This is a genomic window from Ruegeria sp. G12, from assembly GCF_056533565.1.
Map to the genome: position 1 here is coordinate 31,245 of NZ_JBQFOO010000003.1, position 13,498 is coordinate 44,742.

General features: G+C 59.8%; 12 protein-coding genes. 4 read left to right on the forward strand and 8 right to left on the reverse strand.

Annotated elements, in window-relative coordinates:
• The first annotated feature begins 73 nt into the window (after window positions 1-73).
• A complete protein-coding gene (locus tag ACR0JN_RS07860; protein WP_480885036.1) occupies window positions 74-913 on the forward strand; it encodes a universal stress protein in 840 nt (279 codons plus the stop codon).
• Window positions 914-962: 49 nt separating this feature from the next.
• Here ACR0JN_RS07860 and ACR0JN_RS07865 read toward each other — a convergent pair whose 3' ends face one another.
• Window positions 963-1,217, reverse strand: coding sequence for a GlsB/YeaQ/YmgE family stress response membrane protein (locus ACR0JN_RS07865; protein WP_480815915.1), 255 nt, complete (start codon window positions 1,215-1,217; stop codon window positions 963-965).
• A 73-nt stretch (window positions 1,218-1,290) separates the two neighbouring features.
• Entirely contained in the window at window positions 1,291-2,034 is a 744-nt protein-coding gene (fnrL, locus tag ACR0JN_RS07870; RefSeq protein ID WP_480885037.1) for a transcriptional regulator FnrL, read from the reverse strand.
• Between the two features lie 61 nt (window positions 2,035-2,095).
• Between fnrL and hemN the strand changes: the two genes are divergently transcribed.
• Both hemN and ACR0JN_RS07880 read left to right on the forward strand, forming a co-directional pair.
• Window positions 2,096-3,451: an oxygen-independent coproporphyrinogen III oxidase gene (hemN, locus tag ACR0JN_RS07875; RefSeq protein WP_480885038.1), complete on the forward strand. Its 1,356-nt coding sequence runs from the start codon at window positions 2,096-2,098 to the stop codon at window positions 3,449-3,451.
• Window positions 3,452-3,656: 205 nt separating this feature from the next.
• Window positions 3,657-5,582: an elongation factor G gene (locus ACR0JN_RS07880; RefSeq protein ID WP_480885040.1), complete on the forward strand. Its 1,926-nt coding sequence runs from the start codon at window positions 3,657-3,659 to the stop codon at window positions 5,580-5,582.
• A gap of 21 nt (window positions 5,583-5,603) precedes the next feature.
• On the opposite strand, the gene ACR0JN_RS07885 is transcribed toward ACR0JN_RS07880, so the two are convergent.
• The 5 genes from ACR0JN_RS07885 to ACR0JN_RS07905 all read right to left on the reverse strand — a co-directional run bounded on the left by ACR0JN_RS07885 (window position 5,604) and on the right by ACR0JN_RS07905 (window position 11,969).
• Window positions 5,604-7,181, reverse strand: a complete 1,578-nt coding sequence (locus tag ACR0JN_RS07885; RefSeq protein WP_480885041.1) for an ABC transporter ATP-binding protein — start codon at window positions 7,179-7,181, stop codon at window positions 5,604-5,606.
• Entirely contained in the window at window positions 7,178-8,284 is a 1,107-nt protein-coding gene (locus ACR0JN_RS07890) for an ABC transporter permease (protein ID WP_480885042.1), read from the reverse strand. Before ACR0JN_RS07890 ends, ACR0JN_RS07885 begins: the two co-directional genes overlap by 4 nt.
• On the reverse strand, window positions 8,285-9,370 hold the full coding sequence (locus ACR0JN_RS07895) for a microcin C ABC transporter permease YejB (RefSeq protein WP_480815909.1): 1,086 nt from the start codon (window positions 9,368-9,370) through the stop codon (window positions 8,285-8,287).
• A gap of 9 nt (window positions 9,371-9,379) precedes the next feature.
• Window positions 9,380-11,293 carry an extracellular solute-binding protein gene (locus ACR0JN_RS07900; protein ID WP_480885043.1) on the reverse strand — a complete coding sequence of 638 codons (1,914 nt, stop codon included), beginning with the start codon at window positions 11,291-11,293 and terminating at the stop codon, window positions 9,380-9,382.
• A 163-nt stretch (window positions 11,294-11,456) separates the two neighbouring features.
• Complete coding sequence (locus ACR0JN_RS07905) at window positions 11,457-11,969, reverse strand: c-type cytochrome (protein ID WP_480815941.1); 513 nt, start codon at window positions 11,967-11,969, stop codon at window positions 11,457-11,459.
• Window positions 11,970-12,088: 119 nt separating this feature from the next.
• Between ACR0JN_RS07905 and ACR0JN_RS07910 the strand changes: the two genes are divergently transcribed.
• On the forward strand, window positions 12,089-12,922 hold the full coding sequence (locus tag ACR0JN_RS07910) for a prephenate dehydratase (RefSeq protein ID WP_480885044.1): 834 nt from the start codon (window positions 12,089-12,091) through the stop codon (window positions 12,920-12,922).
• On the opposite strand, the gene ACR0JN_RS07915 is transcribed toward ACR0JN_RS07910, so the two are convergent.
• On the reverse strand, window positions 12,919-13,461 hold the full coding sequence (locus ACR0JN_RS07915) for a chloramphenicol phosphotransferase CPT family protein (protein ID WP_480885045.1): 543 nt from the start codon (window positions 13,459-13,461) through the stop codon (window positions 12,919-12,921). The two genes, ACR0JN_RS07910 and ACR0JN_RS07915, sit on opposite strands and share 4 nt — an antisense overlap.
• Window positions 13,462-13,498: the final 37 nt, after the last annotated feature.

Consider the following 13,498-nt stretch of genomic DNA (forward strand, 5'->3'; position numbering starts at 1 on the left):
CTATGACACGCATAGAATGAAGACAGAGGCCAAACGGACATCGCGAACCAGAGGCCCGAACCACGAGGTCGAAATGGCGTACAAATCTCTTCTCTCGATCATGACCGAAAGTCAGGGCACCCAGGCGGCGCTTGGCCAGATGGCGGCGCTGGCTAACGCGCAGGATGCCCATGCCGAGGTGCTGTGCCTGGGCGTCGACCGAAGCCAGACCGGCTATTATTATGCCGGGGCCAATGCCCTGATCCTTCAGGAAACGCTGAGCCGGGCCAATGCCGAAGCGGATGAGCTTTTGGGCTTTGCCAAGGACTATCTGGGCAAGACCGGCATCCGCTGGTCGGCCGAAAACGGGGTAGCTCAGATCGCGGATCTTGGCCGCCATGTCGCCCATCGCGCACGGTTTTCGGATCTGGTGATCCTGCCGCATCCCTATGGCGAGGATCGCGGGGCCGAGGCCGAACCCATCCTCGAGGCCGCCATGTTCGAAGGTCACGCGCCGGTACTGGTTGTTCCCAACGACAACCGACCGTTTTCGGTGCCGCAGAATGTCATCGTTGCCTGGAACGAAAGCGTCGAGGCCATGCGGGCCGTGCGCCGCGCCCTTCCGTTCCTGCAACAGGCCGATCTGGTGCGTATCGTGGTGATCGATCCGCCGCGCCACGGCCCCGACCGCTCGGACCCCGGCGGGATGCTGTCGCAGATGCTGGCCCGGCACGGGGTGAAATGCGAGATTGATGTTCTGAGCAAGACCATGAGCCGTGTTTCGGACATTCTGAACCGTCACGCCACTGACACGGAATCGGACCTGATCGTGATGGGAGCCTATGGGCACTCGCGCTTTCGCGAAGCCATACTGGGCGGCGCGACCCGCAATATGCTGGAACAATCCGCAGTTCCGGTTTTCCTGACCCACTAATCGGTCAGGTACGACGGAAAAGCCGCCCCGCTCGGGCGGCTTTTTGCACTCAGCCTTTTCGGATCAATCCGATCACGAACAACAGGATGATCGCCCCAACAGTTGCGAAGAAGATCGAGGACAACAAACCGCCGCCCACTGCAAACCCGAGGGCTGGAAATATCAGCCCGGCCAGAAATGCTCCGACAATGCCGACGATGATATTGCCAAACAGGCCAAAACCACGGCCTTCCATGATCTTGCCCGACAGCCAACCGGCAATCGCGCCGATAAACAACATCGCCAAAAGGCTACTGAATTCCATGGCTTGCTCCTGCAGCTCGGTGTCTCAGTAGCAGTAGATCACGATTGCAGCTTGGGGTCACGCAGGAAGGTGATCAGACCAGGAAACCACCATCCGAGTCGTCGCCTGCCTCTTCCATCAGCCGTCGCATATCCGGGATCGTGACGTGGCGCTTGCCCTCAAGCGCGATCACGCCCTCTTTCTTCAGGGCCGAAATCTGACGGCTGACGGTTTCCAGCGTCAGGCCTAGGTAGTCCGCCATCGCCTCGCGCGTCAGCGGCAGGTCGAACACGATGGGGCCGGACAGGCCTTTCTGCCCGATCGTGGCATCCCGACGCGCGATAATGGACAACAGGCTGGCAATCTTCTCGCGCGCGGTCTTGCGACCCAGCACCAGCATCCATTCCCGCGCCGCGTCCAGCTCGTCCAGCGTCATCTGCAGTAGGCGATGCGCGATGTGGGGGGTCGAACTCATCATCTCTTCGAACGGCTTCTTGCGGAAGCAGCACATCACCACGTCAGTGGTCGCCTGCACGTCATAGGGGGCCGATTCGCGGCCGGGGCGTCCGACAAAGTCGCTGGGCAGCAGCAGGCCGACCATCTGGGTCCGTCCGTCCTCCATCGTCTGGGTCAGTGACGCGATGCCGGAAACGACCGAGCCCACAAAATTCATCTGATCGCCTGACCAGATGATCGTCTGCCCCGCCTCGAAGCTGCGATAATACTTAATCTCTTCAAGGGCTTCGAGCTCATCCGCATCACAACGGGCACAGACCGCCCGATGGCGTATCGGACAGTCTTCGCAGTTGGAATGATCGAAATGTGCTTTAACACTCATGCGCGTTTCCACTTGATCTCTGTCAATGCAGCCAAGTTACCTAATGCCTAAAGGTTTCTGTATGATAGTGAAACCTCAATTGGCACGGCTTGGACTATTTGACGCGAAAGTACCGCGTTATACAAGCTATCCCACCGCCCCCCACTTCAGCAATGACGTGGGGGCCGATTTGTTTGGCGACTGGATTTCGGGAATCAAACCCGGCAGCGCCATCTCGCTGTATATCCACGTTCCGTTCTGCCGCAGGCTGTGCTGGTTCTGCGCCTGCCGGACGCAAGGCACGCAAACCGACAACCCGGTGATCGCCTATGTGGACGTGCTGAAGGCCGAGCTGGACCTGCTGGCCGCGCGCCTGCCCGAGGGCGTGGTTCTGTCCCGCCTGCATTGGGGCGGCGGCACCCCGACCCTGCTGCAACCGGACCTGATGCGGGATCTGGCGGGCCATATCCTTGGGATTGTGCCCTTGGGACCGGATGCCGAGTTTTCGGTCGAGATTGACCCGAACGAGATTGACGAGGCCCGTCTGGACGCGCTGGCCGAGGCCGGGATGAACCGGGCCTCGATCGGGGTACAGGATTTCGACGACGAGATTCAAAAAACCATCGGGCGCATCCAGAGCTACGATACGACCCGCGATGCGGTGGATATGATTCGGGCACGTGGCATCACCAGCTTGAACGCCGATATCCTCTATGGCCTGCCGCACCAGACCAAGACCCGGATGACCGAAAGCGTGCAAAAGCTGCTGTCGCTCAGCCCCGACCGGGTGGCGCTTTATGGCTATGCGCATGTGCCATGGATGGCGAAACGCCAGCAATTGATCCCATCTGAGGCGCTGCCCACGCCCGAACAGCGGCTTGACCTGTTCGATACCGCCCGCCGTCTGTTCATGTGGGACAACTACGCCGAGATCGGCATCGACCACTTTGCCACGCAGGATGACGGCCTGACCCGCGCGCTGCGTGAAGGTCGGCTGAAACGGAACTTCCAAGGCTACACCGACGATCAGGCCCAGGTTCTGATCGGCATAGGCGCCAGTTCGATTTCGCGGTTCCCGCAGGGTTATGCGCAGAACGCGCCTGCAACCTCGGCGCATACCAAGGCAATCCGCGAGGGCGGCTTCTCAACCTCGCGCGGGCATCTGTTCAAAGGTCAGGACATCCTGCGCGCGCGCCTGATCGAGGCGTTGATGTGTGATTTTCAGATCAACTCGGTTGAAATCCTGCGCGACTATGATGTGACTGCGGCAGAGCTGAACGCGATGTACCAGAGCGTAAACAACGCATTTGACGGGCTGCTGCGCGTCACCGATGACGGTTTGTTCATTCCGCACGAAGCGCGCCCGCTGACCCGCATGATCGCACGCCGTTTCGATGCCTATGACCTCAGCAAGGCCGGGCACAGTTCGGCAATTTGACCTCTTATCGGCGGGCCTGTTTTCCGGCCCGCCCTTCTCATACCGGCACAGGGGCTTGACGCAGGCCTCTGGTTTTCTCCACACTCGGGACGTGCCATTCGCACCCTGAGGCAGGCGAATTCGCAGACAGTTCTTGCCAGCGCATCCGTGCGCGGCAGCCCTTTTCGTGCAGGTATATCTGCAACCTGAAAGAGGGACAGCACTCATGCGCGTTTTCACCGTCCTCGGCCCCAGCCAATCGGGCAAAACCACTCTGGTCGAGGCTATCAGCCGCCTCGACGGGCGGCCCACCACCTTCGATGTTTCCGGAACCGTGCATTTGCACGGTTTTTCTTACTTGGACGAGCCATGGTGCGCGATTGACGTGGATGGCGGCGGCGATGCGCTGGCCTATGTCGGCCCGGCCATGGCGATCTCGGACGCCGCTGTGGTCGTTGTTCCGCCCGACCCAGACGCCGCCGTTCTGTGTGCGCCTTACCTGAGGCTGGTCGAAGAAGCAGGCATTCCGTGTTTCCTGTTCATCAACCGGATGGACAGCCCCAACGGGCGCATCCGCGATATCATCGCCGCGCTGCAGACCTATTGCACCCATCACATCGCCCTGCGTCAGGTTCCGATCCGCGACGGCGACACCATCATCGGCGCGGTCGATCTGATCTCGGAGCGGGCATGGAAGTATCAGGAAGGGCAACCTTCGGCCCTGATCGAACTGCCGCAATCGGTTGAGGATCGTGAACAGGAAGCGCGCACCGAGTTGTTGGAGACGCTGTCGGATTTCGACGATAACCTGCTGGAGCAACTGATCGAAGACAAACAGCCCCCCAGTGCCGAGGTCTATGACCTTGCCGCACAGGTGCTGCAGAACCATCAGTTGATCCCGGCCTGTCTGGGTGCGGCCAGCCACGGCAACGGCCTGACCCGACTGATGAAAGCCCTGCGGCACGAAGCACCCGAGTTCAAGATCGCCGCAGATCGCGACGAGGCCGCCGAAAACGCCCGTGCCATTGCCGGATTTGCGGATGTCAAAAAGCACATCGGCAAGATCATCGTCCTGCGCGGATTGGGCGACGGGGTGAAAGCGCATGAAAGCCTCGGCGGAGAAACCGTCGGCAACCTGACCACGCTGGACGCTAAAACCCAGATAGGCGCGCTGGAGGCGGGCCAGATCGGGCTGGCAGTGAAGTCGGATCACCTGAACCCCGGTTTTCTCTATGACAGCAGTTCGGCAACGCCGCTGCCGGAATGGGCGGCCTCGCACCCGGTTGCTCATCGGCAGGTGGTGTCCCCGGCCCATGAACGCGACGATGTGCGCCTGTCCAATGCGCTGTCCCGGCTGGTCGAGATCGACCCGGGCTTGCATCTGGAACAGGACGAACTCAGCGGCCATGCGGTGCTGGGCTCTCAAGGGCCCCAGCATATGCGCCGCGTGACCGCCAAGCTGGACGAGGATTTCGGTATCGAGATCGAGGCCACCCCGGTCGAAACCGCCTATCGCGAAACCATCCGCGCGACCATTGAACACCGCCACCGGCACCGCAAGCAATCCGGCGGTGCGGGCCAGTTCGCCGATGTCGTGATCTCAATCGCGCCGATGCCGCGCGGGTCGGGGTTCCAGTTCGACGAAGTGGTCAAGGGCGGTGCCGTTCCCAGAAACTACATCCCCTCTGTCGAACATGGCGCAAAGGACGCGCTGGTCGAAGGCCCCGAGGGCTTTCCGGTGGTCGATGTCAAAGTCACGCTGAGCGACGGCAAGCACCACAATGTCGACAGTTCGGACTATGCCTTCCGAACCGCAGGCAAAAACGCCGTGCGCGAGGCGCTGCCGCAGGCCAAGCCGGTTGTGTTGCAACCAGTTCTGAACGCCGAGATTCACCTGCCCTCGGATTTCGTGGGCGATCTGGTGCCCACGATCAGTTCGCTGCAGGGTCAAGTTCTTGGGTTCGAGGGCAACCCCAACGCCTCGGGCTGGGAAATCTTCAACGCCCAGCTTCCCGCTGTGGCCGAGGATGAGCTGCACCGAACGCTGGCCAGCGCCACGCGCGGCACCGGCTGGGTCAAGCTGACCTTCGATCATTATGAGGAATTGCGCGGACCGGTTCCCACATCGGCCAGAAACAAGGAAATGGCCTAAGTTCCAAGGCGCGGGCTGTTCTCAGCCCGCTGCCGCAATCAGTTCGCGGGTGTAATCCGTCTGGGCATTCTCGAACAGGTCTTCAGCGGCCCCCATTTCAATCACGTCGCCGTTCCGCATGACGATGACGTTGTGCGACATCGCCCGCACGACCTTCAGATCATGGCTGATGAACAGATAGGCCAGCCCGTATTTCCGCTGCAGTTCACGCAGCAGATCGACGATCTGCACCTGGACCGTCATATCCAGCGCGCTGGTGGGTTCGTCCAGCACCAGCAGTTTGGGCCGCAGCACCATGGCGCGCGCGATGGCGATGCGTTGCCGCTGACCGCCGGAAAACTCATGCGGGTACCGGTCCATTGATGCGGGGTCGAGGCCCACTTCGGTCATCACCTCGGCCACCAGTTCTCGGGGCGCGCGGTGGGGGTCGACCTTGTGGATCGCCAACCCTTCGGCGATGATCTGCATACAAGTCATGCGCGGGCTGAGGCTGCCGAACGGGTCCTGAAACACGATCTGCATATCCTTTCGCAACCGCCTGAGTTCACGCGTCGACCAGCGGCGCACGTCCTTGTCGCGGAAGGTGATGCCGCCCTCGGACGCAATCAGCCGCATGATCGCCAGCGCCAGAGTCGTCTTGCCTGACCCGCTTTCGCCCACAATCCCCAGCGTTTCACCCGCGCGCACGCTGAGCGTCGCGTCGTTGACCGCCTTTACGTACCCGACGGTGCGTTTCAGGAACCCGCGCTGGATTGGGAACCAGACTTTCAGGTGATCAGTGCGGGCGACCTCTTCGGCATCTTGGGCGACCGGATCGGGATGCCCTGAAGGCTCAGCCGCCAGCAGCTTGCGCGTATAAGGGTGCTTCGGGTTGTCGAAAATCTCGGTGGTCACACCGGTTTCGACAATCTCGCCATCCTTCATCACACAGACCCGGTCGGCAATGCGGCGCACGATACCAAGGTCGTGGGTGATGAACAGCATCCCCATATTCTCGGATTTCTGCAGTTCAGCCAGCAGTTCGAGAATCTGCGCCTGAATGGTCACGTCCAGCGCTGTTGTCGGCTCATCCGCGATCAGGATATCGGGCTTGTTCGCCAGCGCCATGGCGATCATCACCCGCTGCCGTTGTCCACCCGACAATTGGTGCGGATAGCTGTCCAGACGTTCTTCGGGGTCACGAATACCGACCTTGGTCAACAGTTCCACAATCCGGTCCCGCGCCGCATCCCCGGTCAGCCCTTGGTGCAGCGCCAGCGATTCCGCCATCTGTTTCTGTATCGTGTGCAGCGGGTTGAGCGAGGTCATCGGCTCCTGAAAGATAAAGCTGATATCGTTGCCCCGCACATCCATCAGACGCTGCTCGGACGCGCCGATCATCTCTTGCCCGTCATAGGTGACCGAACCTTCGACAATCGCGCTGTCGCCCAGCAGCGACACGGTGGAAAGCGCGGTGACGGACTTACCCGACCCGGACTCGCCCACCAACGCCACCGTTTCCCCCCGATCCACGGTGAAGGACACGCCCTTGACCGCCGCCGACACCTGCCCATCCTGCCGGAACGAGACCCTGAGGTTATTCACATCCAACAGGCTCATGAGAAAGTCTTTCTGGGATCAAATGCATCGCGCACGCCCTCAAAAATGAAGACCAGAAGCGACAGCATGATGGCAAAGGTGAAGAACGCGGTGAAGGCCAGCCACGGAGCCTGCAGGTTTTGTTTCGCCTGCAAGGTCAACTCTCCCAAAGACGGGGCCGAGGACGGCAGGCCAAAGCCAAGGAAATCCAGCGAGGCCAGCCCGCCAATGGTGCCGGTCACGATGAAGGGCATGAAGGTCAGCGTCGCGACCATGGCGTTGGGCAGCATATGGCGGAACATGATGGTCATGTTGCCCACACCCAGCGCCCGCGCGGCGCGGACATATTCAAGGTTCCGCGCCCGCAGGAATTCGGCCCGCACGACGCCTACCAACCCGGTCCAACTGAACAGGATCATAAGCGCCACCAGCAGCCAGAAACTTCGCCCCAGAATGGCGAACATGATGATGATCACGTACAGCGAAGGCGTCGCTGACCAGATTTCGATGATGCGTTGGAAGATCAGATCCAGCCAGCCGCCAAAAAAGCCTTGAATGGCCCCGGCGAAGATGCCGATCAGGCTGGCGGCCCCGGTGACGATCAGCGTGAACAGGATCGACAGGCGGAAGCCATAGATCACCCGCGCCAGCACATCCCGCTTAGTGTCATCGGTGCCCAGCAGGTTCTGCCCGTTTGGCGGCAGAGGCGCTGCGCCGGGACGGTCCACGCTGGTATTGAAGGAATAGGGGATCAACGGCCAGATCGCCCAGCCGCGTTCGTATCCTTCGGCCTCGAACGTGCCTGCCTTGATCTCGTCGATGATGCCTTCGGGGTCGTCGAAACAGTCCTCCAGGCCTCCGCTGTCGATCAGGCACATCACCTCGGGGTCACGATAGATCGCTTCGGTCTGGAAATCACCGCCGAACTCGGTCTCGGCATAGAAATTGAAGATCGGCGTATAGAACTCACCCCGGTATTTGACGAGGATCGGTTTGTCATTGGCGATGAACTCGGCGAAAAGCGACAGACCAAACAGAACCGAGAAGATGATCAGCGACCAGAACGCCCGGCTATTGCGCCGGAAATTGCGCCAGCGGCGCTGGTTGAGGGGGGAAAGCGCCATTTACCCCTCCCGCTTTTCGAAGTCGATGCGGGGGTCGACCAGCACATACATCAGGTCGCTGATGATGCCGACGACCAGACCCATCAGGCCAAAGATGAAGAGCGTACCGAAGATCACCGGATAATCGCGCGCCACGGCGGCCTCGAACCCGAGACGGCCCAGACCATCAAGCGAGAAGATGGTCTCGATGATGATCGAACCGCCAAAGAACACGCCGATGAACACCGCAGGAAAACCTGCGATCACGATCAACATGGCGTTGCGGAAGACATGGCCATACAGCACCTTGCCTTCGCTCAGCCCCTTGGCGCGGGCGGTCATCACGTATTGCTTCTTGATCTCGTCCAGAAACGAGTTCTTGGTCAGCAGCGTCAGCGTCGCAAAGGCCGAGATCGTCAGCGCAATAATCGGCAGCGCGATGTGCCAGAAATAGTCGGCGACTTTACCAAACAGGCTCAGGCTGTCCCAATTGTCCGAGGTCAGCCCCCGCAGCGGGAAGATCTGCCAGTAGGATCCACCCGCGAACAACACCAGCAGCAGGATCGCGAACAGGAAACCGGGGATGGCATAGGCCACGATGATCGTGCCGCTGGTCCAGGTGTCAAAGGTCGACCCGTCCTTGACCGCCTTGCGAATACCAAGCGGGATCGAGACCAGATAGGCGATCAGGGTCGACCAGAGGCCCAATGAGATCGACACGGGCATCTTCTCAAGCACCAGATCAATCACGCTGATCGAGCGGAAATAGCTCTCACCGAAATCCAGCGTCAGGTAGTTGCCCATCATCTCAAAGAACCGCTGGACCGGAGGTTTGTCGAAGCCGAATTCCTTTTCAAGTTCTTCAATGAATTCAGGCGGCAGACCCCGGGCACCGATATAGCGGTCAGTGACGCCGCCGGTTTGCTGTTCGATATCACTGCCGCCTCCGGCGATACCTTCGAACACGTCGCCGCCGCCTTCCATCTGGGCGATGATCTGCTCAATCGGGCCGCCGGGGACGAATTGAACCAGCGTGAAGTTGACGATCATGATCCCAAGCAACGTTGGAATGATCAGCAACAGACGTCTTAGAATATAGGCTCCCATGAGGGCGGATTACCTCAACGCACCCGAGGACTTCAACTCGGCTTCTTTCTCGGCATTGATCCACCACAGGTCTTCGACACCCAGCGCATAGGGCGGCAGGTTTTCGGGATGTTCGTACATGTCCCAATAGGCGACCCAGTATTTGCCCAGATACCATGTCGGCACCATAATCCGCTTGGCGCGCAGCACGCGATCAAGGGCGCGGACATTGGCATAAAGTTCCTCGCTTTCGGTTGCGGCAACGATGTTGTCGATCAGCGGTTCGATATCGGGACCATGCGCGCCCGAGGGGTTGAACACCGAATACGAGGCCGCCTCGGTCCCGAACTGCTGATACAGGCCGGTCGAAGGCTGCAGCGAGGTCGGGTATCCGCCGACGATCATGTCAAAATCGCGGTCGCGACGGCGCAGGGTGAACTGGGCATTATCCACCCGGTTGTATTTTGCGTCGATGCCCATGGCGCGCAGATTGTCGACGAAGGGCTGAATGATCCGGTCCAGAGTCGGCTGATCCGACAGGAACTCAATCGACAGCACCTCGCCGTTTGCGTTGCGGCGTATGCCATCATCGCCAACCAACCAGCCAGCCTCATCCAAAAGTTTCATGGCGGCCCGCAGGTTGCGGCGGTCGTTTTGCCGGGCCGGTCGCGATTCATGGGCCTTGACCGGCTCTTCGGTCAAAACTGCCGGGTCCACCGCATCGCCGAGGGCCTGCAGCACCTCAAGCTCGCGCCCTTCGGGCAGGCCGGTCGCCTCGAGATGCGTGCCTTCCCAAAACGAGCTGCGCTGCTGGAACAGCCCGTATTGCAGGCTTTCGTTGGTCCATTCGAAATTATAGGCAAGCTGAACCGCTTCGCGCACGCGGGGGTCCTGAAACTGCGGGCGATCCAGGTTCATGACAAAGCCGGACGCCGTCGGGACGCTTCCATCCTCAAGCTCGGCGCGGATCACAAAGCCATCCGACAGCGCCGGAAAGTCATAAGCGGTGGCCCAGCTTTTCGAGTTGTTTTCCTGACGCAGAGTGAATGTACCGGCCTTGAACCCTTCCATCGCAGCGATCGAGTCGCTGAAATACTCGATGCGGATGGTGTCATAGTTGTTGCGCCCGACATTTACATTGATGTCATCGCCCCAATAGTCGGGGTTGCGCTTGTACACGATGCGTCGGTTTATGTCATATCTGTCCAGAAGATACGGGGCCGATCCGATCCCCGGCAACAGACGGGATTTATCCAGACGGCGGTTTTCCGGGTCGGCTTCGAACCACGCTTTGGAAAACACCGGTGTACCGCCCACCTGCGAGATCAGCGCCCGGCGCGGAATGTCCGGGGCAAAGTAGAACTTCACCCGATGCTCATCCAACGCTTCGGCGCGGGGAATGCGCTTGCGCACGGCATCCGCGTAAGATTTCAGCCCCTGATCAAGCAAAAGGTCATGCGAGAACACAACATCCTCGGCAGTCACCGGTGTGCCGTCGGAAAACCGCGCCTCGGGGCGCATGTTGAAGATCACCCAATCCTGACTTTCCGGATATTCCAGGCTTTCCGCCAACAGCCCGTAATAGGATGCCGGTTCGTCATAAGACGGAACCAGAAGGGATTCGTACTGATCAGCCGACCGCGCCCCGGCCCGGCCCTGCCGTGTGAAAGGGTTGAAGCTGTCAAACGTGCCCTGTGCGGCATAAGACAGTTCGCCTCCCCGAGGGGCGTCAGGGTTCACATAGTCGAAATGGGCGAAACCCTCGGGGTATTTCAGATCGCCAAATTCCGAGAAACCGTGACTTTTTATGATCTTTTCTTCGGCAAGAACCTGCGCTGCCGCCAGCAAGACCAGTATCAGCCCAATCACCGATGCATGAGCCATCCTTCTGAAATCCAATACGCGCGCCTGTACGGAAACTCTGTCGGATCTCATGGTGCTCATCCCCTGCTTCGCCTTTGCCTTTAATCTTATAAGCGCCAGCTAAATGACCAGCACTGTCAGGTTCAAGTTTAGAATGCGTGAACGCTTTGTGAAGATGTGTAACAGACAAAAAAAGCCGCTGCACAAGGCAGCGGCTTAAAAACTTTCAAGCTCGATCGCGCAATCAGTTGCCGATTGTTTGCAGATAAGCAATCAGATCGGCGCGCTCTTCCGGCTTTCTCAGACCGGCAAAGCTCATGGATGTGCCCGAGATATAGGCGCTTGGGCGTTCCAGGAAGGCGTCCAGTGCTTCGGGTGTCCAGTTGCCGCCATGCGCCTGCATCGCTGCCGAATAGCCGGTGAAGCCTTTGGCAGACGCAACCGGGCGGTCCACGATGCCGAACAGGTAGGGGCCGGTGCCGTTGGCGCCGTCTTCCAGCTTGTGGCAAGCGGTGCATTTGCGGAACACGCGCGCGCCTTTTTCCGGGTCCGCTGCGGCCAGCATGTCTTCGAACACCACTTCTTCGCCGTCGGCGCTTTCACCCGCGCTTTCGGTTTCGATAATGTAAGCGGCTTCGGCATCGCCATGACCACCGCCATGATAGAGGATGTCTGCCCCCCATTTAGCCAGAAGCAACACCAGGAAGGTGCCAAACAGGCCTGCGGCGGCCTTGGTAACTGTCATCGTGTCGAACATTGATCGCGAGTCCATTTCAGCTGTCTGCGGGGTGTCTAAGGCTTCCCCTGACAAGAGGCAAGGTATAGACACCGCGACTAAACGCCCAATTCAAGAACTTGTTGCACGGAATCGACCAAATGACCAAACGTATAGCCTTTCAGGGGGAACCCGGCGCCTATAGTCACGAGGCCTGCCGCAACGCACGCCCCGACATGGAGGCCCTGCCCTGCCGTACGTTCGAGGATGTGATCGAATCGGTCCGCTCGGGTCAGGCCGATCTGGCGATGCTGCCGGTCGAGAACACGACCTATGGCCGGGTGGCCGATATCCATCGGCTGCTGCCCCATAGCGGGCTGCATATTATCGACGAGGCTTTTGTGCGGGTTCACATCAACCTCCTGGCCGTGCCGGGCGCAAAACTGTCGGATATTTCCGAGGCGCATTCTCACCTCGTCCTGCTGCCGCAATGCGCCGGGTTCCTGACCGAACACGGCATTCGCGGCCGGGTCAGCCCCGACAACGCCCGCGCCGCGCGCGAGGTGTCCGAGGCGGGTGACATCCACTCGGGCGCATTGGCCAGCGAATTGGCGGGTGAGATCTACGGGCTGAACGTTCTGGCCCGCCATATCGAGGACCATGACGATAACACGACCCGCTTTCTGGTGATGTCGCGGCAGGCGAATCTGACGCGCCGGGGCGATCATGGTATGATCACCAGCTTCGTGTTTCAGGTCCGCAACATCCCGGCGGCGCTATACAAGGCGATGGGCGGATTTGCGACCAACGGTGTGAACATGACCAAGCTGGAAAGCTACATGCTGGATGGCTCATTTACCGCGACCCAGTTCTATGCTGACATCGTCGGCCACCCGGATGATCGCAATGTGCAACTGGCGATGGATGAGCTGGCGCACTTCACGACAAATGTTGAGATTCTGGGGGTTTACCCGGCGGCACAACCGCGCGGTTAACCGGACAATCGACTGAACCCAGAGCAACGGACACCACTTCGCCACGCCTTTAAAATGGCGGCAACGTTTGCGTCCAACCCATCCGTCGATTGAACCTGTAGATCATAGACCCTGTTTCGATGGATCGTTCTCTGATCTCGCTCTGCACTGCCCAGTGGGCGATCCTGCCGCGCTCGCTCGCGCTCGTTCAGAACAGGGATTGGGCACTGGACCGCCACGAACAGAACGTCGTGGGGCAGAAAGTGGGTCCGCAAATCCTCCTCCCAGCCCGGAGTGTCCAGAATATGTTCGACAATCAGGTTGTTTCCGGCCGCGGCATAGGCAGCCAGCGACCTGTGGAACCCGTCGAAAAAGGCGTGCCGGTCGGCTTGCCAATCAAACTCGCCGCTGTCGTATCGGCGCAACGGTAAGACGCCCGCGTCGCGAAGATGATCGATCGAGATATGCCAGAAGGGCAGATCGATTTGCTGCTGCAGCGCCCGTGCGATCGTGGTTTTGCCACTGCTGGATGCGCCATGAAGAAAGATGATTTGCGACATCCGTTTCAGACACCTCGTTCTTAAGCTCGGTGAAGAT

Excerpts from the sequence above, each read along its gene's own strand:
- ACR0JN_RS07860 (WP_480885036.1), top strand. The coding sequence starts at position 74 with ATGGCGTACAAATCTCTTCTCTCGATCATGACCGAAAGTCAGGGCACC.
- ACR0JN_RS07865 (WP_480815915.1), bottom strand. The coding sequence starts at position 1,217 with ATGGAATTCAGTAGCCTTTTGGCGATGTTGTTTATCGGCGCGATTGCC.
- fnrL (WP_480885037.1), bottom strand. The coding sequence starts at position 2,034 with ATGAGTGTTAAAGCACATTTCGATCATTCCAACTGCGAAGACTGTCCG.
- hemN (WP_480885038.1), top strand. The coding sequence starts at position 2,096 with ATGATAGTGAAACCTCAATTGGCACGGCTTGGACTATTTGACGCGAAA.
- ACR0JN_RS07880 (WP_480885040.1), top strand. The coding sequence starts at position 3,657 with ATGCGCGTTTTCACCGTCCTCGGCCCCAGCCAATCGGGCAAAACCACT.
- ACR0JN_RS07885 (WP_480885041.1), bottom strand. The coding sequence starts at position 7,181 with ATGAGCCTGTTGGATGTGAATAACCTCAGGGTCTCGTTCCGGCAGGAT.
- ACR0JN_RS07890 (WP_480885042.1), bottom strand. The coding sequence starts at position 8,284 with ATGGCGCTTTCCCCCCTCAACCAGCGCCGCTGGCGCAATTTCCGGCGC.
- ACR0JN_RS07895 (WP_480815909.1), bottom strand. The coding sequence starts at position 9,370 with ATGGGAGCCTATATTCTAAGACGTCTGTTGCTGATCATTCCAACGTTG.
- ACR0JN_RS07900 (WP_480885043.1), bottom strand. The coding sequence starts at position 11,293 with ATGAGCACCATGAGATCCGACAGAGTTTCCGTACAGGCGCGCGTATTG.
- ACR0JN_RS07905 (WP_480815941.1), bottom strand. The coding sequence starts at position 11,969 with ATGTTCGACACGATGACAGTTACCAAGGCCGCCGCAGGCCTGTTTGGC.
- ACR0JN_RS07910 (WP_480885044.1), top strand. The coding sequence starts at position 12,089 with ATGACCAAACGTATAGCCTTTCAGGGGGAACCCGGCGCCTATAGTCAC.
- ACR0JN_RS07915 (WP_480885045.1), bottom strand. The coding sequence starts at position 13,461 with ATGTCGCAAATCATCTTTCTTCATGGCGCATCCAGCAGTGGCAAAACC.